The 20725-nt window shown below is 69.5% G+C and carries 16 protein-coding genes and 1 riboswitch; of the genes, 13 read left to right on the top strand and 3 right to left on the bottom strand.

What is annotated here, in order from left to right:
- The first annotated feature begins 61 nt into the window (after positions 1 to 61).
- A riboswitch (yybP-ykoY riboswitch) is annotated at positions 62 to 170 on the top strand.
- 97 nt (positions 171 to 267) lie between these two features.
- On the top strand, positions 268 to 852 hold the full coding sequence (locus BM297_RS08825; RefSeq protein WP_092430383.1) for a TMEM165/GDT1 family protein: 585 nt from the start codon (positions 268 to 270) through the stop codon (positions 850 to 852).
- A gap of 210 nt (positions 853 to 1062) precedes the next feature.
- Positions 1063 to 2799: a C4-dicarboxylic acid transporter DauA gene (gene dauA / locus BM297_RS08820; RefSeq protein ID WP_092430328.1), complete on the top strand. Its 1737-nt coding sequence runs from the start codon at positions 1063 to 1065 to the stop codon at positions 2797 to 2799.
- 122 nt (positions 2800 to 2921) lie between these two features.
- Here the strand turns inward: dauA and BM297_RS08815 are convergent, their stop codons facing one another.
- The gene (locus BM297_RS08815) at positions 2922 to 3479 is read right to left on the bottom strand and encodes a hypoxanthine-guanine phosphoribosyltransferase (protein ID WP_092430326.1); all 558 of its coding nucleotides are present in this window, start codon (positions 3477 to 3479) and stop codon (positions 2922 to 2924) included.
- Positions 3480 to 3649: 170 nt separating this feature from the next.
- Between BM297_RS08815 and upp the strand changes: the two genes are divergently transcribed.
- From upp to BM297_RS08795, 4 genes are all read left to right on the top strand, one after another.
- Entirely contained in the window at positions 3650 to 4288 is a 639-nt protein-coding gene (gene upp, locus BM297_RS08810; protein WP_092430324.1) for a uracil phosphoribosyltransferase, read from the top strand.
- Between the two features lie 124 nt (positions 4289 to 4412).
- The gene (locus BM297_RS08805) at positions 4413 to 5129 is read left to right on the top strand and encodes a VC0807 family protein (protein WP_092430381.1); all 717 of its coding nucleotides are present in this window, start codon (positions 4413 to 4415) and stop codon (positions 5127 to 5129) included.
- Between the two features lie 86 nt (positions 5130 to 5215).
- A complete protein-coding gene (locus BM297_RS08800) occupies positions 5216 to 6481 on the top strand; it encodes an Hsp70 family protein (RefSeq protein WP_092430322.1) in 1266 nt (421 codons plus the stop codon).
- A gap of 185 nt (positions 6482 to 6666) precedes the next feature.
- Positions 6667 to 9177 (top strand): cache domain-containing protein, encoded by a 2511-nt coding sequence (locus BM297_RS08795; protein ID WP_092430320.1) that lies wholly within the window; start codon positions 6667 to 6669, stop codon positions 9175 to 9177.
- Here BM297_RS08795 and orn read toward each other — a convergent pair.
- Positions 9167 to 9709 carry an oligoribonuclease gene (gene orn, locus BM297_RS08790; protein WP_092430318.1) on the bottom strand — a complete coding sequence of 181 codons (543 nt, stop codon included), beginning with the start codon at positions 9707 to 9709 and terminating at the stop codon, positions 9167 to 9169. The two genes, BM297_RS08795 and orn, sit on opposite strands and share 11 nt — an antisense overlap.
- Positions 9710 to 9803: 94 nt before the next feature.
- Between orn and rsgA the strand changes: the two genes are divergently transcribed.
- The 6 genes from rsgA (at position 9804) to BM297_RS08760 (ending at position 17653) form a co-directional block, all read left to right on the top strand.
- On the top strand, positions 9804 to 10835 hold the full coding sequence (rsgA, locus tag BM297_RS08785; protein ID WP_092430316.1) for a small ribosomal subunit biogenesis GTPase RsgA: 1032 nt from the start codon (positions 9804 to 9806) through the stop codon (positions 10833 to 10835).
- Positions 10836 to 10939: 104 nt separating this feature from the next.
- On the top strand, positions 10940 to 11755 hold the full coding sequence (locus BM297_RS08780; RefSeq protein WP_092430314.1) for a rhodanese-like domain-containing protein: 816 nt from the start codon (positions 10940 to 10942) through the stop codon (positions 11753 to 11755).
- A 9-nt stretch (positions 11756 to 11764) separates the two neighbouring features.
- Complete coding sequence (gene asd / locus BM297_RS08775) at positions 11765 to 12631, top strand: archaetidylserine decarboxylase (RefSeq protein ID WP_092430312.1); 867 nt, start codon at positions 11765 to 11767, stop codon at positions 12629 to 12631.
- A gap of 10 nt (positions 12632 to 12641) precedes the next feature.
- On the top strand, positions 12642 to 13595 hold the full coding sequence (locus BM297_RS08770) for an HPP family protein (RefSeq protein ID WP_092430310.1): 954 nt from the start codon (positions 12642 to 12644) through the stop codon (positions 13593 to 13595).
- Positions 13596 to 13732: 137 nt separating this feature from the next.
- Positions 13733 to 15517 (top strand): hypothetical protein, encoded by a 1785-nt coding sequence (locus BM297_RS08765; protein ID WP_092430308.1) that lies wholly within the window; start codon positions 13733 to 13735, stop codon positions 15515 to 15517.
- Between the two features lie 66 nt (positions 15518 to 15583).
- A complete protein-coding gene (locus tag BM297_RS08760) occupies positions 15584 to 17653 on the top strand; it encodes an EAL domain-containing protein (protein WP_092430306.1) in 2070 nt (689 codons plus the stop codon).
- Between the two features lie 64 nt (positions 17654 to 17717).
- On the opposite strand, the gene serB is transcribed toward BM297_RS08760, so the two are convergent.
- A complete protein-coding gene (gene serB / locus BM297_RS08755; RefSeq protein WP_090307266.1) occupies positions 17718 to 18932 on the bottom strand; it encodes a phosphoserine phosphatase SerB in 1215 nt (404 codons plus the stop codon).
- 133 nt (positions 18933 to 19065) lie between these two features.
- On the opposite strand from serB, the gene BM297_RS08750 reads away from it, so the two are divergent.
- Positions 19066 to 20622: a HAMP domain-containing protein gene (locus BM297_RS08750; protein ID WP_092430304.1), complete on the top strand. Its 1557-nt coding sequence runs from the start codon at positions 19066 to 19068 to the stop codon at positions 20620 to 20622.
- The last annotated feature ends 103 nt before the right edge of the window (positions 20623 to 20725 follow it).

The following is a 20725-nucleotide window of genomic DNA, read 5'->3' as shown; positions in this document are numbered from 1 at the left end:
CCTCCTCCAGGGCGCCCCATACCTTGCCCTGCTGGCCGCGCTTGGGCACAATGCGCACCGTCCTGAGGGAGTAGTCTGCCGCCGAGCGATTCGGCGGCGTGCGCGTCAACATACTTGGTCCGCAGACCATGGCGCGCACAACCGGTAGCTGCCGCGCAGCACCCCGGTTCGACAAGACTCATGACACTCACAAGCCGACCCGGGGCGGGCAGGCTGTGCGTGTCATGTCTTTGTCGACCCGCCCCTATGGAATCTCCGATGGAAGCCCTGCAATCCCTGTTCGTCCCCACCGGCCTCGTCGCCCTCGCCGAAATCGGCGACAAGACGCAGCTGCTCGCCCTGCTGCTCGCCGCCCGCTTCCGCCGGCCCTGGCCGATCATCTGGGGCATCCTGGTCGCCACCGTGGCCAACCACCTCGCCGCCGGCGCGGTGGGCAAGTGGGTCGCCTCGTTCTTCAGCGACGCCACCCTGAGCTGGATCCTCGCCGCCTCATTCCTCGCCGTCGCCGCCTGGATGCTGGTTCCGGACCAGCTGGACGACGACGAGGAGTCGCACCTCAAGCGCTACGGCCCGTTCCTCACCACCCTGATCGCCTTCTTCATCGCCGAAATGGGCGACAAGACGCAGATCGCCACGGTGATGCTGGCCGCCCAGTACGAGTACTTCTGGCTGGTGATCGCCGGCACCACGCTGGGCATGATGATCGCCAACGTGCCGGTGATGCTGGCCGCGCACTTCTCGGCCGACAAGCTGCCGATGACCCTGATCCACCGCATCTCCGCGCTGTGCTTCGTGGCCCTGGCGCTGTACGCCGCCTGGCATGCGGCCAAGCTGAGCGGCTGGATCGGCTGAGGCGCCACTCCTGCGGGAGGCCCGACCTCGGGGCGATGCTCTTGGCCCTGTGGCGGTCCTGCGGCCCGCATCGCCGCGAGGTCGCGCCTCCCACAACAGCAAGAGCCACCCCATGCCGTCCGCGGCGGGGCTTCCACCTCCGTCCCATAGCCGTTTATCGACAAACGGCTTACCCTCGCCTGCAGTGGGGAAATATAACGGAGTACAAGAATGTCCCGGCTCGCACGCGTTCCGCTGTTCACCGCCTGGCGCCAGAGCCTGCGCGCCGGCTACGGCCGCCAGGCCCTGCGCGGCGACATTCTCGCCGGCCTCACCGTCGGCATCATCGCCATTCCGCTGGCCATGGCCCTGGCCATCGCCGTCGGCGCGCCGCCGCAGCACGGCCTGTACACCGTGCTGGTGGCCGCCCCGCTGATCGCCCTCGCCGGCGGCTCGCGCTTCAACATTTCCGGGCCGACCGCCGCCTTCGTGGTCATCCTGCTGCCCATCGTCCAGCAGCACGGCCTCAGCGGCCTGCTGCTGTGCAGCATGCTCGCCGGGCTGATCATGATCGCCCTCGGCCTGCTCAAGGCCGGCCGGCTGATCCAGTTCGTGCCCTACCCGGTGACCCTCGGCTTCACCGCCGGCATCGGCATCGTCATCGCCGGCCTGCAGATCAAGGACGCCCTCGGCCTGACGGTGACCGCCAGCGCCGTGCACTTCCCCGAGCAGATGCTCAACCTGCTGCAGGCGCTGCCCAGCGCCCACCTCGGCGATGCGCTGATCGCCGCCGCCACCCTCGGCGTGCTGATCGTCTGGCCGCGACTGGTACCGCGGGTGCCCGGCCATCTGGCCGCCCTGGCGCTGGGCACCCTGCTCGGCCTGCTGCTGGAATTCGGCGGCTTCGATGTCGCCACCCTCGGCGAGCGCTTCAGCTATACGGTGGACGGTGTCGTGCATGCCGGCATCCCGCCCTACCTGCCGGGCTTCGCCCTGCCCTGGCAGCTGCCCGACGCCCCGCCGCTGAGCTTCGCGCTGATCCGCGAACTGCTCGCCCCGGCGATGGCCATCGCCATGCTCGGCGCCATCGAGTCCTTGCTCTGCGCGGTGGTCGCCGACGGCATGAGCGGCAGCAAGCACGACTCCAACGGCGAGCTGATCGGCCAGGGCCTGGGCAACCTGATCGCCCCGCTGTTCGGCGGCATCACCGCCACCGCGGCGATCGCCCGCACCGCCGCCAGCGTGCGCGCCGGGGCCTTCTCGCCGCTGGCGGCGATCATCCATGCCGGCGTGGTGCTGGCCGCCATGCTGCTGCTGGCGCCGCTGTTCAGCTACCTGCCGATGGCCGCACTGGCCGCGCTGCTGCTGATGGTGGCGTGGAACATGGCCGAGGCGCCGCACGTGATGCACACCCTGCGCATCGCCCCGCGCAGCGACGTGGTGGTGCTGCTGACCTGCCTGGTACTCACCGTGGTGTTCGACATGGTGCTGGCGGTGGGCGCCGGCCTGCTGCTGGCCGCCGGCCTGTTCATCCGCCAGATGAGCGCGCTGACCGACACCGCGCCGCTGCCGCGGCACTTCCACCAGGCCCTGCAGGATCTGCCCGAGCACGTGCTGGCCTACGCGATCCGCGGCCCGCTGTTCTTCGGCGCGGCGGAAAAGGCGCTGAACACCCTGTGCCGCTTCACCCCGGGGCTGAAGGTGGTGATCGTCGACCTCAGCGCGGTGCCGCTCTTGGACATGACCGCCCTGGCGGCGCTGGAAACCGTGCTGCGCGACTTCCACCACCACCGCGTCGGCCTGATCTTCAGCGGCACCACCTCGCGGGTGCGCCTGCAGCTGCGCCGCGCCGGCATCCACCTGCACAACCACCAGCTGGCCTACGTGCACGACCTGGATCAGGCGCGCGGCAAGGCCATGCGCTGGCTGGAGGAGCGGTCGGAGTCGGCGGCGGCCGAGTCAGCGTAGGGTGGGTTGGCCGCAGGCCGTAACCCACCAACCAGGCCACAGGCCTGGCATTCGCATGCGCGACCTCGCGGTCGCGATGGCGGGTTACGCCGCTCTGCGGCTAACCCACCCTACCAAGAGCCTCACATCCCCTTGACCGCGAAGATCCCCGGCGCGTTGCGCCAGTAGCCCTTGTAGTCCATGCCGTAGCCGAAGATGTAGCGGTCGACGCAGGGCAGGCCGACGTAGCTGGCGTTCATGTCCGGGCGCGCCTTGCGGTCGTGCTCCTTGTCGATCAGCACAGCGGTGTGCACCGCGCTGGCACCGGCGTGCTTGCAGTAGTCGACGATGGCCGCCAGGGTGTGACCCTCGTCGAAGATGTCGTCGATGATCAGCACCTCGCGGTCGATCAGCGACACCTCCGGCTTGGCCTTCCAGAACAGCTCGCCGCCGCTGGTTTCGCCGCGGTAGCGGGTGGCGTGCAGGTAGGACAGCTCCAGCGGGAAGTCCAGCAGCGGCAGCAGCTTGCCGGCGAAGATCAGCCCGCCGTTCATCACGCAGAACACCAGCGGATTGCGCTCGGCCAGCTCGCGGTTGATCTCCCCGGCCAGGCGCGCGATGGCGGCGTCCAGCTGGTCGGCGGTGTACAGGCAATCGGCTTCGGCCATTACCTGGCGGATGTGCGCGAGTTCGACGGACATGGCGGCTTCTCCTCGGGGGCCCGCGCGGCGGCGGGGCAAAGGGAGGCAAAGTTACCCATCCCCCCGCATCCCGGCAAGCCTGCGCGGACAAATGCGCCGTGGCGCGCGGCGCCGGCCGAGGCGGATGCTTTACTCTAGAACGATCCCCCGTCCAGCCCCGGAGACGCCCCATGCCCGTGCACGAAATCCGTCACCCGCTGATCCGCCACAAGCTCGGCCTGATGCGCCGCGCCGACATCAGCACGAAGAATTTCCGCGAACTGGCCCAGGAGCTGGGCGCCCTGCTGACCTACGAGGCCACCCAGGACCTGCCGCTGGAGGACTGCTGCATCGACGGCTGGTGCGGCGAGGTGGCGGTGGAGAAGATCGCCGGCAAGAAGATCACCGTGGTGCCGATCCTGCGCGCTGGCATCGGCATGCTCGACGGCGTGCTCAGCCTGATTCCCAGCGCCAAGGTCAGCGTGGTGGGCCTGGCACGCAACGAGCAGACCCTCGAGGCCGAGCGCTATCTGGAGAAGCTGGTGCCGGGGATCGACCGCCGCCTGGCGCTGATCATCGACCCGATGCTGGCCACCGGCGGCACGCTGATCGCCACCATCGACCTGCTCAAACAGGCCGGCTGCCGCGAGATCCGCGCCCTGGTGCTGGTCGCCGCGCCGGAGGGCATCGCCGCGCTGAACGCCGCCCACCCGGAGGTGCACATCTACACCGCCGCCATCGACGAGCGCCTCAACGAGCACGGCTACATCATTCCCGGCCTCGGCGATGCCGGCGACAAGATCTTCGGCACCCGGCAGAAGGACGCCTGAGCCCGTGCGGCGTCCGACAGCGCGAAGCCACTCGCCAGACGACAGCGCCGCGATTATCCTCAACCTGCACAGCCCGGCGCCGCCGGCCGGCACTTCAAGGCTCCCGATGGACAACACCCAAGGCATGACCGCATCCCCCCGCCCCACCCACAAGCCGCGCCCGCTGATCGACCTGGCGGTGAGCATCCTGCTGCCCTCCGCGGTGCTGATGAAACTGAGCAGCCCCGAACGCCTCGGCGCCGACGGCGCGCTGCTGCTCGCCCTAGCCTTCCCGCTGGGCTGGGGCGCCTTCGAGCTACTGCGCTACCGCAAGTTCAACTTCATCGCCCTGCTCGGCCTGGTCAGCGTGCTGCTCACCGGCGGCATCGGCCTGCTGCAGCTGGACAGCCGCTGGCTGGCGGTCAAGGAGGCGACCATCCCCGGCGTCATCGGCCTGGCCGTGCTGTTCTCCACCCGCACCCGCAAGCCGCTGATCCACAGCCTGCTGTACAACGAGAAGGTCCTCGACGTGGCGCGCATCCAGCAGCAGCTGCAGGCGCGCGGCCACAGCGCGGCCTTCGAGCGGCGCCTGCTCAACGCCACCTACTGGCTGAGCGGCACCTTCTTCTTCTCCGCGGCGATGAACTACATCCTCGCCCGCTGGCTGGTCAACAGCCCGGCCGGCAGCGAGGCGTTCAACGCCGAACTGGCGCACATGAACCTGCTCAGCTACCCGATGATCGCCATCCCCTCGATGCTGATGATGATGGCGATCTTCTACTACCTGTGGCGCACCATCCACGATCTCACCGGGCTGGGCCTTGACGACATCATGGCGGCCCATCACCGCGACAAGCCCTGACGGCCGGTAAAGAAACGACAGAACGGCGCCCATTCGGCGCCGCTCTCGCATAGAATGCGCGGCCGTTTTTTCCGGAGCCGCTCCCCATGACCCTCGCCACGCCTGCCCGCGCCTGCGGCATCGACTTCGGCACCTCCAACTCCACCGTCGGCTGGCGGCGCCCCGGCGCCGGCAACCTGATCGCCCTGGAGGACGGCAAGGACACCCTGCCCTCGGTACTGTTCTTCAACTTCGAGGAGCAGCGCCCGGCCTTCGGCCGCCAGGCGCTCGGCGAATACCTCGACGGCTACGAAGGCCGCCTGATGCGCTCGCTGAAAAGCCTGCTCGGCTCGCCGCTGCTGAACAGCGCCACCACCGTGCTGGGCAGCGCGATGCCGTTCAAGCAGATCCTCGGCCTGTTCCTCGGCGAGCTGAAGGCGCGCGCCGAGATCGAGGCCGGGCGGCCGTTCGAGCAGGTGGTGCTGGGCCGCCCGGTGTTCTTCGTCGACGACGACCCGGCCGCCGACCGCGAGGCCGCCGAGACCCTGGTCGAGGTGGCGCGCGAACTCGGCTTCAAGGACGTGTCGTTCCAGTACGAGCCGATCGCCGCGGCCTTCGACTACGAGGCGGGCATCGACCGCGAGGAACTGGTGCTGATCGTCGACATCGGCGGCGGCACCTCCGACTTCTCGCTGGTGCGCCTGGCGCCGCAGCGCCGCGCGCTGGCCGAGCGCCAGGACGACATCCTCGCCACCGGCGGCGTGCACATCGGCGGCACCGACTTCGACAAGCAGCTCAGCCTCGGCGGGGTGATGCCGCTGTTCGGCTACGGCAGCCGGATGAAGAGCGACGCGCTGATGCCGACCAGCCACCACATGAACCTGGCGACCTGGCACACCATCAACGCGGTCTACGCGCAGAAGTCGAAGATCGCCCTGGAAAGCATGCGCTACGACAGCGCCGACCCGACCGGCATCGACCGCCTGCTGCGCCTGATCGAGCAGCGCGCCGGCCACTGGCTGGCGATGCAGGTGGAAGACAGCAAGATCACCCTCACCGAAGAGGACAGCCGCAGCATCGACTTCAGCCGCATCGAGGCGGGGCTGAGCGCCGAACTGAGCCGCGCGCTGTTCGAGGCGGCCATCGCGGCGCAGCTCGCGCGCATCAACGCCAGCATCGGCCAGTTGCTGGCGGATGCCGGGGTGGGCGCCGCACAAGTCGACACGCTGTTCTTCACCGGCGGCTCCAGCGGCATCCCGGCGCTGCGCCACAGCGTGGCGAGCCTGCTGCCCAACGCCCGCCAGGTCGAGGGCAACCGCTTCGGCGGCATCGGCAGCGGTCTGGCTATCGAGGCGCACAAGCGCTACGGCTGAAACCGCGACATTCAAGAGCTGGGCGAAACGCCGCAAGGCCACTAGAATGTGACAGCCACCACAAAACAGACTGCCATCCGTCGGGACCAGCAGGCTGTGGTTGACAGCCCAGCGAATGCCAGCTAGCGCCCCTGCCCGCTGTTGTTCAGGGACACGGACCCTCTCGAGCAAGGGAACTGCGCAGCATGGCGATGACCGAAAGCAACCTCCTGCGCCTGCAGCTGTTCGGCATGCTGGCGCTGGTGTTCGTCTTGACCCTGGCCCTGGGCGGCTACTTCACCCTGCAGCAGATGCGCAGCTTCCGCGCCGACAGCGCCGCCCTCGAGGCCGCCGCCCAGCGCGAGCAGGAGGCCATGCTCGAGTCCTCGCTGACCACCCTGCACGACCAGATCGACCATCTGCGCCGCAGCACCGAAGCCGTGCTCAAGCACGACGTCAGCCAGCAGGTCGACCACGCGCTGCAGATCGCCGATGCCCTCTACCAGCGCGAAAAGGGCCATCGCCCCGAGCGCGAAATCCGCCGGCTGATCGTCGAGACCCTGCGCCCGCTGCGTTTCTTCGGCGGCAGCGGCTACTTCTTCATCGACGACCTGGCCGGCAACTGCGTGCTGCTGCCGATCAACCCCGAACGCGAGGGCCAGTCGCTGCTCGACAATCGTGATGCCGACGGCCGCTACATCATGCGCGAGCTGCTGGCCGCCGCCGACAATCCGCAGCGGCGCGGCTTCGCCCGCTACCGCTGGTACGCGCCGGACAGTCCCGGAGCCATGGCGGAAAAGATCGCCTACGTGCGGGTGTTCGAGCCGTTCGGCTGGCTGATCGGCAGCGGCGAGTACCTGTCCAAGATCGAGCAACTGCTGCAGCAGCAGGCCCTGCGCCAGCTGCGCGCCACGCGCATCGGCCGCAACGGCTACGTCGCGGTGATCCACCGCGACGGCCGCGTGCTGCTGTCGCCGAGCAACCCGGCCGCCGAGGGCCGGCGGGTCGACGAGTTGCCCGCCGCCGAACAGGCGGTGATCCGCACCATTCTCGAGACCAGCCGCAACGGCGGCGGCTTCACCCGCTATCACTGGCGCAGCCTGGTCGAGCCGCAGCTGAGCAGCAAGCTGTCGCTGGTCAGCAACCTCGACGAATGGGACTGGATCCTGGTCAGCGGCGTGTACCTCGACGAGCTGGAGGACAGCCTGGCGCAGCGCCAGCTCTCCCTCGAGCAGAACCTGCACGCCGACCTGAAGACCACCGCCCTGGCCCTGCTGCTGGTGATGGCGTTGGCGCTCATGCTGGCCGTGGGCCTGTCGCGCTGGCTGTCGCACCGCTTCGCCCGCTACCAGCAGGACATCGACGCCGGCCACGAGCGCCTGCGCGCGTGGGCCGAGTCCGATCCGCTGACCCAGCTGCCCAATCGCACCCGCCTGCGCAGCCGCCTGGACGAGGCGGTCGCGCGGGCGCGCCAGCACGGCCAGCAACTGGCCCTGCTGTTCATCGACCTCGACCGCTTCAAGAACATCAACGACTCGCTCGGCCATGCGGTCGGCGACGAGCTGCTGGTCCAGGTCGCCCAGCGCATCTCCGCGGCGCTGCGCGCCAGCGACACGGTGAGCCGCCTGGGCGGCGACGAGTTCGTCGTCCTGCTGGAGAACCTCGGCCACGCCGACCAGGCCGTGCAGGTCGCCAACAAGCTGCTGCAGGCCACCAGCGGCCAGTACAGCGTGGTCGGCCACGAGCTGGCGATCACCCTGAGCATCGGCATCGCCGTCTGCCCGGCCGACGGCGAGGATGCGGAAACCCTGCTGAAGAACGCCGACACCGCCATGTACCACGCCAAGTCGGCCGGGCGGAACAACTTCCAGTTCTTCGCCGCGGCGATGAACAAGCGGGTCTGCGAGCATCTCGAGCTGGAAAACCGTCTGCGCCAGGCGCTGGCGCGCGACGAGCTGAGCCTGCACTACCAGCCGCAGTACGATCTGGCGAGCGGCCGGCTGAGCGGCTGCGAGGCGCTGATGCGCTGGCACAACCCGGTGCTCGGCCAGGTGCCGCCGGACAAGTTCATCCCGATCGCCGAGGACAGCGGGCTGATCGTGGCGCTCGGCGAATGGGCGCTCGGCGAGGCCTGTCGCCAGGTCATGGCCTGGCACGCCGCCGGCCTGCCGCTGCTGCCGGTGGCGGTGAACGTGTCGGCCGTGCAGTTCCGCCATGCAGACCTGGCCGGCCAGGTGGCGCGCGCCCTGCGGCGCAGCGGCCTGCCGGCCCAGCTGCTGGAGCTGGAGCTGACCGAAAGCGTGCTGGCGGAAAACCTCGAGCAGATCGGCGCCACCCTGCAGCGCCTCAAGCGGCTGGGCGTGCGCCTGGCGATGGACGACTTCGGCACCGGCTACTCGTCGCTGAGCTACCTCAAGCACTTCAAGCTCGACACCCTGAAGATCGACCGCTCGTTCGTCAGCGACCTGCCCAACGGCGACGACTACGCGGCGCTGACCATCGCCATCATCGGCATGGCCCACTCACTGGGCATGACCTGCATTGCCGAGGGGATCGAAACCGCCGCCCAGCACGACTTCCTGCGCTGGCATGGCTGCAGCCACGGCCAGGGCTATCGGCTGTCCCGGCCGCTGAGCGCGCAGGCGCTGGGCGAGCTGCTGCAGCGCAGCACAGCGGCCACGGCGGCAGACGCCGCAGCGCCCCGGCTCAGTACTTGATGAAGTGCTCGCGGTAGTGGCGCAGCTCGGCGATCGAGTCGCGGATGTCGTCCAGCGCCAGGTGGCTGCTCTCCTTCTTGAACGCGTCCTTGACCGCCGGCGCCCAGCGCGCAGCCAGTTCCTTGAGGGTCGAGACGTCGATGTTGCGGTAGTGGAAGAAGGCTTCCAGCTGCGGCATGTAGCGCACCAGGAAGCGGCGGTCCTGGCCGATGCTGTTGCCGCACATCGGCGACGCCCCCTGCGGCACCCACTGCTGGAGGAACTCGATGGTCTGCCGCTCGGCCTCGGCCTCGCTCAGCCGACTGTCGCGCACCCGCTGGGTCAGTCCGCTCTTGCCGTGCTGCTCGATGCACCAGGGGTTCATGTTGGCGAGCACCTCGTCGCTCTGGTGGATCACCAGCGCCGGCCCCTCGGCCAGCACGTTGAGCTGGGCATCGGTGACGATGGTCGCCATCTCGATGATGACGTCGGTCTCGGGCTCCAGCCCGGTCATTTCCAGGTCGATCCAGATCAGGTTTTGCGGGTTCTGCATGGCGGGCTCCTCGGCGTATGCCGGCATTCTAGCAGGCCGTCGCAACAGCACGGCCCATGCTAGACTCGCCGCCGGAATCGCATACGGAACCGTCATGGCCAAACGCCAACTGAGCCGCCGGCAGAGCTGGCGCATCGAAAAGATCCAGGAAGAACGCGCCGCCCGCGCCAGCAAGCGCGAGTCGCGCGCGGTGGACGAGCTGGAAGGCGGCGACCTCGGCCCGGAACAAAACGGCCTGGTGATCGCCCACTTCGGCGTGCAGGTCGAGGTCGAGGCGCTGGAAGGCGAACTGGCCGGCCAGGTGTTCCGCTGCCACCTGCGCTCCAACCTGCCGGTGCTGGTCACCGGCGACCGCGTGGTCTGGCGCGCCGGCAACCAGGGTATCGGCGTGATCGTCGCCCAGCTGCCGCGCTCTTCCGAGCTGTGCCGGCCGGACATGCGCGGCGTGCTCAAGCCGGTGGCGGCCAACGTCGACCAGATCGTCATCGTCTTCGCCCCGCTGCCCGAGCCGCACGCCAACCTGATCGACCGCTACCTGATCGCCGCCGACCACGCCGGCATCCGCCCGCTGCTGCTGATGAACAAGGCCGACCTGATCGACGAGGCCAACGCGGCCAAGCTCGACGCCCTGCTCGACGTCTACCGCGCCCTCGACTATCCGCTGCTGGAGGTTTCGGCGCACAACGGCAGCGCCATGGACGATCTGCGCGCCAGCCTCGACGGACGGGTCAGCGTGTTCGTCGGCCAGTCCGGGGTCGGCAAGTCGTCGCTGGTCAACGCCCTGCTGCCCGGCGTCGACCTGCGCGTCGGCGCGCTGTCCGAACTGACCGGCAAGGGCACCCACACCACCACCACCGCGCGGCTGTTCCACTTCCCCGGCGGTGGCGAGCTGATCGACTCCCCCGGCATCCGCGAATTCAGCCTCGGCCACGTCACCCGCGCCGACGTCGAGGACGGCTTCGTCGAGTTCCGCGACCTGATCGGCCGCTGCCGCTTCCGCGACTGCCAGCACGACCGCGAGCCCGGCTGCGCGCTGCTGCATGCGCTGGAGAGCGGGCGCATCCATCCGCAGCGCCTGGCCAGCTACCGGCACATCCTCGCCAGCCTGCCCAAGGCCGACTATTGAGCATGAGCCCTGCGTAGGGTGGACAACGGCTGGCCGTGTCCACCCTACGGCCAGCCGGCACATTTCAGTACACTCCCCGTTTCCATTTGCCACCGGAGCTCGCCATGTCCGCCTTTTCCGACCTGCCGCTGCTGATCGAGCCCAGCGATCTGGCCAGCCGCCTGAGCGCGCCGGAGCTGATCCTGGTCGACCTGAGCGGCGCCAGCCGCTACGCCGAGGGGCATCTGCCCGGCGCCCGCCATGTCGATCCCAAGCGCACCCAGCTCGGCCAGCCGCCGGCGCCCGGCCTGCTGCCGGAATGGGGCGCGCTGCAGGCGCTGTTCGGCGAGCTCGGCCACCATCCCGCCGCCGTCTACGTGCTGTACGACGACGAGGGCGGCCCCTGGGCCGGGCGCTTCGGCTGGCTGCTCGACCTGATCGGCCACCGCGCCTGGCACCATCTGAACGGCGGCCTGACCGCCTGGCTGGACGAGGGTCGCGAGCTGTCCACCGAGGTGCCGGCTCCGGTCGGCGGTCCGGTCGAGGTGCAGCCATGCGCCGATGTGCTGGCCAGCCGCGAATACCTGCTCGAGCACCTGGACGATGAGAACCTGCTGATCTGGGACGCCCGCTCGCCGGCCGAATACGCCGGCGAGAAGGTGCTGGCGGCGAGAGGCGGGCACATTCCCGGGGCCATCAACCTGGAGTGGACCGACTGCCAGGACCGCGCGCGCGCCCTGCGCCTGCGCAGCGACCTGGCCGAGCTGCTCGCCGCCCGCGGCATCACTGCGGAGCGGGAGATCGTCACCCACTGCCAGACCCACCGCCGCTCCGGCTTCACCTACATGGCGATGCGCGCGCTCGGCTACCCGAACATCAAGGCCTACGCCGGCTCCTGGTCGGAGTGGGGCAACCATCCCGATACCCCGGTGGAACGCTAAGGAACTGCCATGAACTTCAAAGAACGCCTGTTTCTCGCCGCCCAGTACCTGCTGCCGCACCACACCCTGTCGCGGCTGATCGGCCTGGCAGCCGAATGCCGCAGCGCGTGGTTCAAGAACCCGCTGATCAGCTGGTTCGTGCGCCGCTACCAGGTCGACATGAGCGAGGCCGAGATCGGCAACCCGCACGCCTACGAGCACTTCAACGCCTTCTTCACCCGTGCCCTGCGCGACGGCACCCGGCCGCTGGACGCCACCCCCGGCGCCATCCTCAGCCCGGCCGACGGCGCCATCAGCCAGCTCGGCCCGATCGAGCACGGCCGCATCTTCCAGGCCAAGGGCCACAGCTTCAGCGTGCTGGAGCTGCTCGGCGGCGACGCCGAGATGGCCGCGCCGTTCATGGGCGGCCAGTTCGCCACCGTCTACCTGTCGCCCAAGGACTACCACCGCGTGCACATGCCGCTGGCCGGCACCCTGCGCGAGATGGTCTACGTCCCCGGCCGGCTGTTCTCGGTCAACGGCTTCACCGCCGAGAAGGTGCCCGACCTGTTCGCCCGCAACGAGCGGGTGGTCTGCCTGTTCGACACCGAACGCGGGCCGATGGCGGTGGTGCTGGTCGGCGCGATGATCGTCGCCAGCGTAGAGACGGTGTGGGCCGGCCTGGTCACCCCGCCCAAGCGCGCGCTCAAGCACTTCCGCTACGGCACGGCGGCGCAAGCGCCGATCCAGCTGGACAAGGGCGCCGAGCTCGGCCGCTTCAAGCTCGGCTCCACCGCCATCGTCCTGTTCGGCCCCGAGCAGGTGCGCTGGGCCGAGGGCCTGGCCGCCGGCAGCGCCGTGCGCATGGGCCAGCAGCTGGCCCTGCCGCAGGCCTGACCGCCAGCCGATGGCCGCGCTCTGGCAACGGCTGCTGCACGTCCTCGGCTGGCGCGAGGACGCCACCAGTCACGCGGAAAAGCTGATCTCCGCCCTCGGCGCCTTCTGCGCCCTGGGCGCGGTCTGGGTGGTCACCCACTGGGTGATGCCGGCGGAAGCGGCGCTGTGGGTGGTCGCCTCGACCGGCGCCAGCGCCGTCCTGTTGTTCGCCGTGCCGCACGGCCCGCTGTCGCAGCCCTGGGCGGTGCTCGGCGGCCAGCTGATCTCCGCGCTGGTCGGCATCAGCTGCCAGCAGTTGCTGCCCGATCACCCGCTCACCCCGGCACTGGCCGTGGCTCTGGCCATCCTCGCCATGCACTACGCGCGCTGCATCCATCCACCGGGCGGCGCCACCGCGCTGACCTGCGTGGTCGCCGGCCCGGGCATCCACGCCCTCGGTTACCAGTTCCTGTTCACCCCGGTGCTGCTCAACGTCGGCGTGATCCTGCTGGTCGCCGTGCTGTTCAACAGCCTGTTTCCCTGGCGGCGCTATCCCGCCGCGCTGGCCCGCCAGCCGCTGCGCCCGACGCCGCCGCCCGGGCTGGCCCCGGAAGACATCCATCACGCCCTGCGCCAGCTGGACTCGTACATCGACATCCGCTTCGACGACCTGCTGGAGATCATGCAGCTGGCCCACCAGCACGCCGAACAGCAGCGCCTGGGCAGCACCGACATCCTGCCCGGCGCCTGCTACAGCAACGGCCAGCCGGGCGCGCGGTGGTCGATCCGCCAGGTCACCGGCCTGCCGCCGCGGCAACCGGGGCGCAGCGCCCGGGTGGTCTACCGCGTGCTGGCCGGGGCCGAGGCCGGCAGCCACGGCAGTTGCCGGGTCGCCGAGCTGGCGGCCTGGGCGCAGTTTGCCGTGCGGCCCAGCGAGCACGGCTGGCAGCGCTGCAGCCCCGCGGAGTCGCAACAGGCGGGATGAAGGGCACGCCGTGATCCAGCACAAAACCAGCCGGCGCCGCGATCGGGTAGACTGCCGGCTCGACCTCGCCGCGACGCGAACTGCAGGCCGATTGTGCCCTCTCGGCCCTAGTCCCGCTTGCCCCGCACGAGCACACCATGGACCTGCACGCTTCCTACGCCCTGCTGCGCGTCACCCCACCGGATCTGCCCACCCTGTCCTGCTGTGCGCCGCAGCCGGCGGCCCTGCGCGCCTGGCTCGGCGAACTGCCCAAGGCCAATCTGGGCGAAACCGCGCGGCGCCTGTACGGCGCCCTGCAGGAACTCGCCCGCCTGCGCACGCCACCGGCCAACCGCCTGCAGCTGCTCGACCTGGTGCAACCGGAAGTGCGCTACGTGTGCACCCAGCTGCAGCAGCACCTGCGCAGCCAGGTGGTGATCCTCGATGCGCGCCGCCAGCAGATCGCCGCCTTGTGCCAGGCCCTGCACCAGCAACTGGCGCGCGCCGCCAAGCTGACCGCCAGCGAGGCCCTGCAACTGCCCGACGGTGACAGCAACCAGCAGCTGAGCGCCCGCGCCCTGCTGCTCACCCTGCAGGGGCTGTACCAGCTGCTCTGCCAGTCCTCCTGGCTGTACACCGCGCCCAGCCAGGGTCTCTGGCTGGAGCTGCACCAGCTCTACCGCGCCGCCACCAGCCGCCAGCTCGAGCGCCTGCCGCTGCAGCACGCCAGCCAGGGCGCGGCGCGGACCATCGAACAGTACTACCTGGCCAGCCTGCTGCTCGGCAGTGCGCGCTGCAACCAGCTGCGCCAGCAGGCCATCCTCCTCCTCGGCCAGAACCTGCCGAGCTGGAGCCGTCTGGCCCGCCTGCAGGACAGCCGCCTGCCCGGCAGCCTGTTCGCCTTCGCCCCGACCACCGACAGCCCGCCGCGCTTCACCAGCCTGCTGCAGGAAGAGGAACCGGCGCAACTGCTCGGTCTCGACCCGCAGAGCCTGGTCGACGCCCTGCATGAATACCTGCTGCTCGGCCGCGAGCAGCGCGTGCATGCGCGCCTGCCGGTACTGCACGGCGTCACCGACGATCTGCTGCAGCACCTGTGCACCGCCTGGAGCGCCCCGGCCGAGCGCGCCTTCAACCGCATCCCCGGCAGCGGCAGCCTCAGCGCCTGCGTGGGCATCCGCGCGCTGCACTACCATCTCGCCGGCCGGCGCAGCTTCGCCGACTGCCTGCAGCTGCCGGAGCACGAGGTCAGCGTCGACTTCCAGCGCCGCCTGCGCGAGCAGGACCCCTGGTCGCGCGCCTTCGACGCCGACCGCCACGGCGAAGCCCTGCACAAGCCGCGCGAGCGGATCGACTACCGCCAGGGCGAGACGCCGCCGGCCGAGCGCGAGGAATACCCGCTCCACCAGCTGCCGGTAGTCAACCACAGCCCCGGCGGCTATTGCCTGGCCTGGGACGCCAGCCCGCCCGAGCAGCTGCAGACCGGCGACCTGATCGGCCTGCAACATCCCGGCGAGCGCGGCTGGAACATCGCCCTGATCCGCTGGATCCGCCAGCCGCACGGCAGCGGCCTGCAGCTGGGCATCGAGCTGCTCGCCCCGCGGGCGCAGCCCTGCGGACTGCGCCTGCTGCAACGCAGCGACCAGCACGCCCACTATCTGCGCGGCCTGCTGCTCGGCGCGATTCCGACCCTGGGGCGTCCGGCGCTGCTGATCGCCCCGCACCTGCCGTTCCAGCAGGGGCAGAAGGTGCAGCTCAATCTCGACGGCCGCGAGCAGACCATCCTGCTCACCCACCGCCATGCCCTCAGCGGCAACTTCAACCAGTTCGAATACCGCCCGCTGGCAACGGCCACGGCGCATGAGCGGAAGCCGGTCACAGCTTGGCGCCTGGTTGAAGACCCCGGCCCGGAAGGCTTTGACTCGCTGTGGGAGTCCTTGTAGATTTTCGCGCGACTCCCTTAATCCTTGCGTTTTTTGCGCCCGTCTGGCGCTGGTTCCAGGCCATCCATGTCCACTGAAAAGAAAACCGTCCGCCTGCTGCTCCTCGAGGACTCGCAGAACGAGGCCGAGCGCCTGATCAGCCTGTTCCGCAACTCCGGCCATGCCACCCGCGCCCATCGCCTGACCTCCAGCGCCGACCTGGCCGACACCCTGCAGCAAACCTGGGACCTGCTGATTGCCGCCCAGCACAGCGAGAACCTCGAACCCAGCGAAGCCCTCAACGCCATCCGCCGCCAGGGCAAGGACCTGCCGTTCCTGCAGCGGGTAGCCGACAACGACAGCGAGGCGATCACCGAAGCCATGCTGCTCGGCGCTCAGGACGGCGTGCCGGAGACCGACGACGAGCGCCTGCTGCTGGTGGCCCAGCGTGAACTGAAGAACCTCGAGGAACGCCGTGGCCGCCGTGCCGCCGAGGTGGCGCTGCGCGAGGCGGAAAAGCGCTGCCAGCTGCTGCTCGACAGCTCGGTGGACGCCATCACCTATGTGCACGACGGTATGCACATCTACGTCAACCGCGCCTACGTCGAACTGTTCGGCTACAGCGACGCCGACGAGATCGCCGGCATGCCGATGATCGACCTGATCCAGGGCAGCGACCAGGGCGCGTTCAAGGATTTCCTCAAGACCTACCAGCACAGCGAAGAGCATGCCGAGCTGCTGTGTGGCGGCGTGCGCGACGACGGCAGCCAGTTCCGCGCGCGGATGACCTTCTCGCCGGCTACCTATGACGGCGAACCCTGCACCCAGGTGGTGATCCGCGCGGAAAGCGACAATGCCGAGCTGGCGGAAAAACTGCGCGAGATCAGCAGCCAGGACCTGGTCACCGGCCTGTACAACCGCGGGCACTTCCTCGAGCTGCTCGACCAGGCCAGCGAACGGGCGGTGCGCGACGGCAGTGTCGCCACCCTGGCGCTGATGCGCATCGACCGCCATGCCGGACTGCTCAGCGAGATCGGCCTGGCCGACGGCGACCTGCTGCTGGCCGACTGCGCCGGCCTGCTGCGCCAGCACTTCGGCGACCGGGCCCAGCTGGCGCGCTTCACCGACGACAGCTTTGCCGCCCTGCTGCCCGCCGTCACCCCGCAGCAGTCCGCCGACTCCCTGCAGGGGTTGCTGAAGAAGATCGAGGGCCACCTGTTCGACATCGGCGGGCGCACCGTGCAGATCACCCTGAGCATCGGTGTGGCCGGCATCAGCGAGCAGAGCACGCAAGGCCAGCAGGTGGTCGAACGCGCCCTGCGCTGCACCGAACAACTGGGCGACGGCAACGCCCTCAAGCTCTACGACCCCGCCGAGGAGCTGGCGGCCGCCGCCAGCCGCGGCAGCCTGGTCGCCATGGTCCAGCAGGCGCTGGACACCAACGGCTTCCAGCTGCTGTTCCAGCCGATCATCAGCCTGCATGGCGACGAACGCGAGCACTACGAGGTACTCGTACACCTCAACAACCCGCAGGGCGAGCCGGTAGCGAGCGCCGACTTCCTCGCCGCCGCCGAGCAGGCCGGGCTGGCCGCCAAGGTCGATCGCTGGGTACTGCTCAATGCGATCCGCCAGCTCGGCGAGCACCGCGCCAAGGGCCACAACACCCGCCTGTTCATCAACCTCGGCGCCGCCAGCCTGCAGGACCCGGCGCTGCTGCCGTGGCTCAGTGCGGCGTTCAAGGCGGCCCGCCTGCCAGCCGACGCACTGATCATGCAGCTCGGCGAGCCGGATGCGATCGCCCAGCTGAAGCAGGCCAAGACCCTGTGCCAGGGACTCGCCGAGCTGCACTGCAAGGTCGCCCTCAACCGCTTCGGCGGCGCGCTCAACCCCTTCAACACCCTGCGCCACCTGGCCGTCGACTTCGTCAAGCTCGACGGCGGCCTGATCCAGGATCTCTCCAGCGAGGAGCAGCAGGAGAACCTCAAGAGCCTGATCAGCGGCCTGCACGCCCAGGCCAAGCTGACCATGGTGCCCAACGTGGACAATCCCAGCGTGCTGACCACCCTGTGGCAGACCGGGGTCAACTACGTGCAGGGCCTGTACCTGCAGGGGCCGAGCCCGCGCATGGACTACGAGTTCTCCTCCGGCGAGGAGTGAGTTTCCCGGCTCCCAGAATGAAAAAACCGCCTGTCACGGCGGTTTTTTCATTCTGGGCCAGCGCTCAGTCGCGGCCCTCGCGGTCGCGATAACCCAGCAAGTACAGGATACCGTCGAGGCCGAGGGTGGAGATCGCCTGCTTGGCCGACTGCTTGACCAGCGGCTTGGCGCGGAAGGCCACGCCGAGGCCGGCGATGGCCAGCATCGGCAGGTCGTTGGCGCCGTCGCCGACGGCGATGGTCTGCTCCAGGCGCAGGCCTTCCTGGGCGGTCAGCTGGCGCAGCAGGTCGGCCTTCCGCTGGGCATCGACGATCGGCTCGACCGCCTGGCCGGTGACCTTGCCGTCGACGATTTCCAGTTCGTTGGCGAACACGTAGTCGATGCCCAGCTTGTCCTGCAGCTGGCGGGCGAAATAGGTGAAGCCACCGGAGAGGATCGCGGTCTTGTAGCCCAGGCGCTTGAGTTCGGCGAACAGGGTTTCCGCCCCTTCGGTGAGGCGCAGCCCGGCACCGATGTCGGCCAGCACCTCCTCGGACAACCCCTTGAGCAGCGCCAGGCGCTCCTTGAAGCTGGCGCGGAAGTCCAGCTCGCCGCGCATCGCCCGCTCGGTGATCTCGGCCACCTGCTCGCCGACGCCGGCGGCCTTGGCCAGCTCGTCGATCACCTCGGCCTCGATCAGCGTCGAGTCCATGTCGAACACCGCCAGGCGACGGTTGCGGCGGAACACGCTGTCGAGCTGGAAGGCGATGTCGACATTGAGTTCCTGGGCCACGCTGAGGAACTCGGCACGCAGCGCCGCCGGGTCGGCCGGCTCGCCGCGCACGGAAAACTCGATGCAGCCCTTGCTGCGGTCGACCGGGGTATCCAGCGGCATGCGCCCGGACAGGCGATCGATGTGGTCGATGTTCAAGCCGTACTTGGCGGTGATCGAGCTGACCCGGTGCAGCTGCTCGGCGGTCACCTTGCGAGTCAGCAGGGTGACGATGTGGCGCAGCTTGCCCTGGCCACCGACCCACTGCTGGTAGTCGGCCTCGGATACCGGCGTGAAGCGCACCTGCTGGTCCAACTCGTAGCCGGTGAACAGCACGTCCTTGAGCACCGAGGAGGCCTTGGCGCTGTGCGGAATCTCGACCAGGATGCCGAACGACAGGGTGTCGTGGATCACCGCCTGGCCGATGTCGAGAATGTTCACCCCCCCCTGGGCGAGAACCCCGGTGATGGCTGCGGTCAAACCCGGGCGGTCTTCCCCGGTGATGTTGATCAGGACGATTTCGCGCACGGCGCACCTCCCCGGAACTGAAAAGTCCGGCATTCTACCTGCAAAGCACGCCATCTGGCAGCGCGCTTTGCCCGATCCCCGAGCGCACCGCTATACTTCGCTTCCCGTCACTTCCAGAGCCGAGCCCCCACTCGTGAACCGGCCCGCGCCCGTCAAGCCCGACAACTTCTTCGTCCTCCTGCTCAACGCCCTGCGGCGGCGGCGGGTGCCCATCGTCCTGCGCCTGGCCAGCTTCATCCTCGCCCTGGTGGCGCTGGTGATGCTGTCGTTCGCCTGGGTGTTCAACCTGCAGGTCAACCAGGCCATGCAGCAGCAAGCCGAGGCGCTCGGCGAGAGCCTCAAGCGCCAGGCCGCCGACTCGGCCCGCGGGCACCTGGCGGTCAATGACCTGCTCAGCCTCAAGGTGATGCTCGACAACCTGGCGCAGAACCCGCTGGTCGCCCACGTGGTGATCCACGGTGTCGACAACCGGATCATCGCCGAGGCCGGGCGCCGGCCGCAGCCCGGCCTGTTCGACGCCGATGCCGGCGTGTTCAGCGCCCCCATCGCCTTCCAGGAGGTCGCCGCCGGCCAGCTGCAGCTGGCCCTGGACATGCAGGCGTTCCGCCAGCCGCTGACCATCAGCCTGCAGAACTTCGGCCTGCTCGGCCTGATCGTGCTGGTCCTGACCCTGTTCCTCAGCCTGCGCGAAGGCCGCCGGCTGACTACGCCACTATTGCAGCTGCGCCTGTGGCTGCGCGACCCGGACGACCCGGCGCCGGCCAGCGAACGCCAGGACGAAATCGGTGACCTGGCCCGCCAGCTGCAACACCGCCTGGTACCGCCCAGGCCGGCGCCTGCCGAGGCCGAGCTCGACGCCCTGGCCGCGGAGGACGGCGAAGAGCTGTTCGAAGGGCTGGAAAACCTGCTCGACGAGCCGCGGAGCGCGGCACGCCTCGCCAAGACCGCACCCGCCCCCACAGGCGCCGCAGCAGCGCAGGCTCCAGCGCCCCTCGCCAACCGCGCGGAGCCTGACGAGATGGAGCTGGATGCCGAGGCGCTCGGCCTGGAGCCGGACGACCTGGCGCCCAGCCAGCCCGCCGCCGCGCCGATCGCGTCGATCACGCCCTGCCTGCCGCCGGTGCACAGCGCCGTCCTCGCCGTCCAGCTGGGCGCGCAGGAAGAGCTGCAGCGCTGCCTGCCGCAGCAGCGTCTGATCGAGCTGCTGCAGCGCTATCGCGACAGCCTGGAACAGGCCGCCCGCCTCTATCACGGCAACCTGGTGCGCCTCAGCGATGGCAGCAGCCTGGTGCTGTTCCACAGCAACCAGTCCGGCGAGCACTATCTGAGCCGGGCGCTGTGCTGCGGCGAACTGTTGCGCGCCCTCGGCCATGCCCTGCAGATCGAGGTCGTCGACCGCGGCCTGACCCTCCAGCTGCAGCTCGGCCTCAGCCATGGCGAAGGCTTCTACGGCCTGCCGCCGGCCGAGCTGCTGCAGCAGGCCGGCAGCCAGAGCGCCCTGGGTCTCAGCCGGCACAGCCGCAACCTGCTGCTGCTCGATCAGTCCCTCGGCGCCGACCCGGCGGTGCGCGAGCGCGCGCGCATCCGCACCCTCGCCTCGCCGGCCGGAGCCAGCTGCGTCGAGCGCCTGCAGGACCCCTTGCCGGCACGCCTGGAGCAACAGCTGGGACAGATGCTGCAACACGCCTGAGACAGGCCTGAGACAGGCCTGAGACAGCCCCCTGAACGCACAACGCCGCGCCGGATCGACCGGCGCGGCGTTGTGCGTTGCAGACGGGCGTCAGCCGTCGCGG

This window comes from Geopseudomonas sagittaria, from assembly GCF_900115715.1.
GTDB lineage: Bacteria > Pseudomonadota > Gammaproteobacteria > Pseudomonadales > Pseudomonadaceae > Geopseudomonas > Geopseudomonas sagittaria.
This window is presented reverse-complemented; position numbering and strand designations above follow the sequence as displayed.

Excerpts from the sequence above, each read along its gene's own strand:
- dauA (WP_092430328.1), top strand. The coding sequence starts at position 1,063 with ATGTCCCGGCTCGCACGCGTTCCGCTGTTCACCGCCTGGCGCCAGAGC.
- asd (WP_092430312.1), top strand. The coding sequence starts at position 11,765 with ATGAACTTCAAAGAACGCCTGTTTCTCGCCGCCCAGTACCTGCTGCCG.
- BM297_RS08805 (WP_092430381.1), top strand. The coding sequence starts at position 4,413 with ATGACCGCATCCCCCCGCCCCACCCACAAGCCGCGCCCGCTGATCGAC.
- BM297_RS08760 (WP_092430306.1), top strand. The coding sequence starts at position 15,584 with ATGTCCACTGAAAAGAAAACCGTCCGCCTGCTGCTCCTCGAGGACTCG.
- BM297_RS08770 (WP_092430310.1), top strand. The coding sequence starts at position 12,642 with ATGGCCGCGCTCTGGCAACGGCTGCTGCACGTCCTCGGCTGGCGCGAG.
- rsgA (WP_092430316.1), top strand. The coding sequence starts at position 9,804 with ATGGCCAAACGCCAACTGAGCCGCCGGCAGAGCTGGCGCATCGAAAAG.
- upp (WP_092430324.1), top strand. The coding sequence starts at position 3,650 with ATGCCCGTGCACGAAATCCGTCACCCGCTGATCCGCCACAAGCTCGGC.
- BM297_RS08795 (WP_092430320.1), top strand. The coding sequence starts at position 6,667 with ATGGCGATGACCGAAAGCAACCTCCTGCGCCTGCAGCTGTTCGGCATG.
- BM297_RS08800 (WP_092430322.1), top strand. The coding sequence starts at position 5,216 with ATGACCCTCGCCACGCCTGCCCGCGCCTGCGGCATCGACTTCGGCACC.
- BM297_RS08815 (WP_092430326.1), bottom strand. The coding sequence starts at position 3,479 with ATGTCCGTCGAACTCGCGCACATCCGCCAGGTAATGGCCGAAGCCGAT.
- BM297_RS08780 (WP_092430314.1), top strand. The coding sequence starts at position 10,940 with ATGTCCGCCTTTTCCGACCTGCCGCTGCTGATCGAGCCCAGCGATCTG.
- BM297_RS08765 (WP_092430308.1), top strand. The coding sequence starts at position 13,733 with ATGGACCTGCACGCTTCCTACGCCCTGCTGCGCGTCACCCCACCGGAT.
- orn (WP_092430318.1), bottom strand. The coding sequence starts at position 9,709 with ATGCAGAACCCGCAAAACCTGATCTGGATCGACCTGGAAATGACCGGG.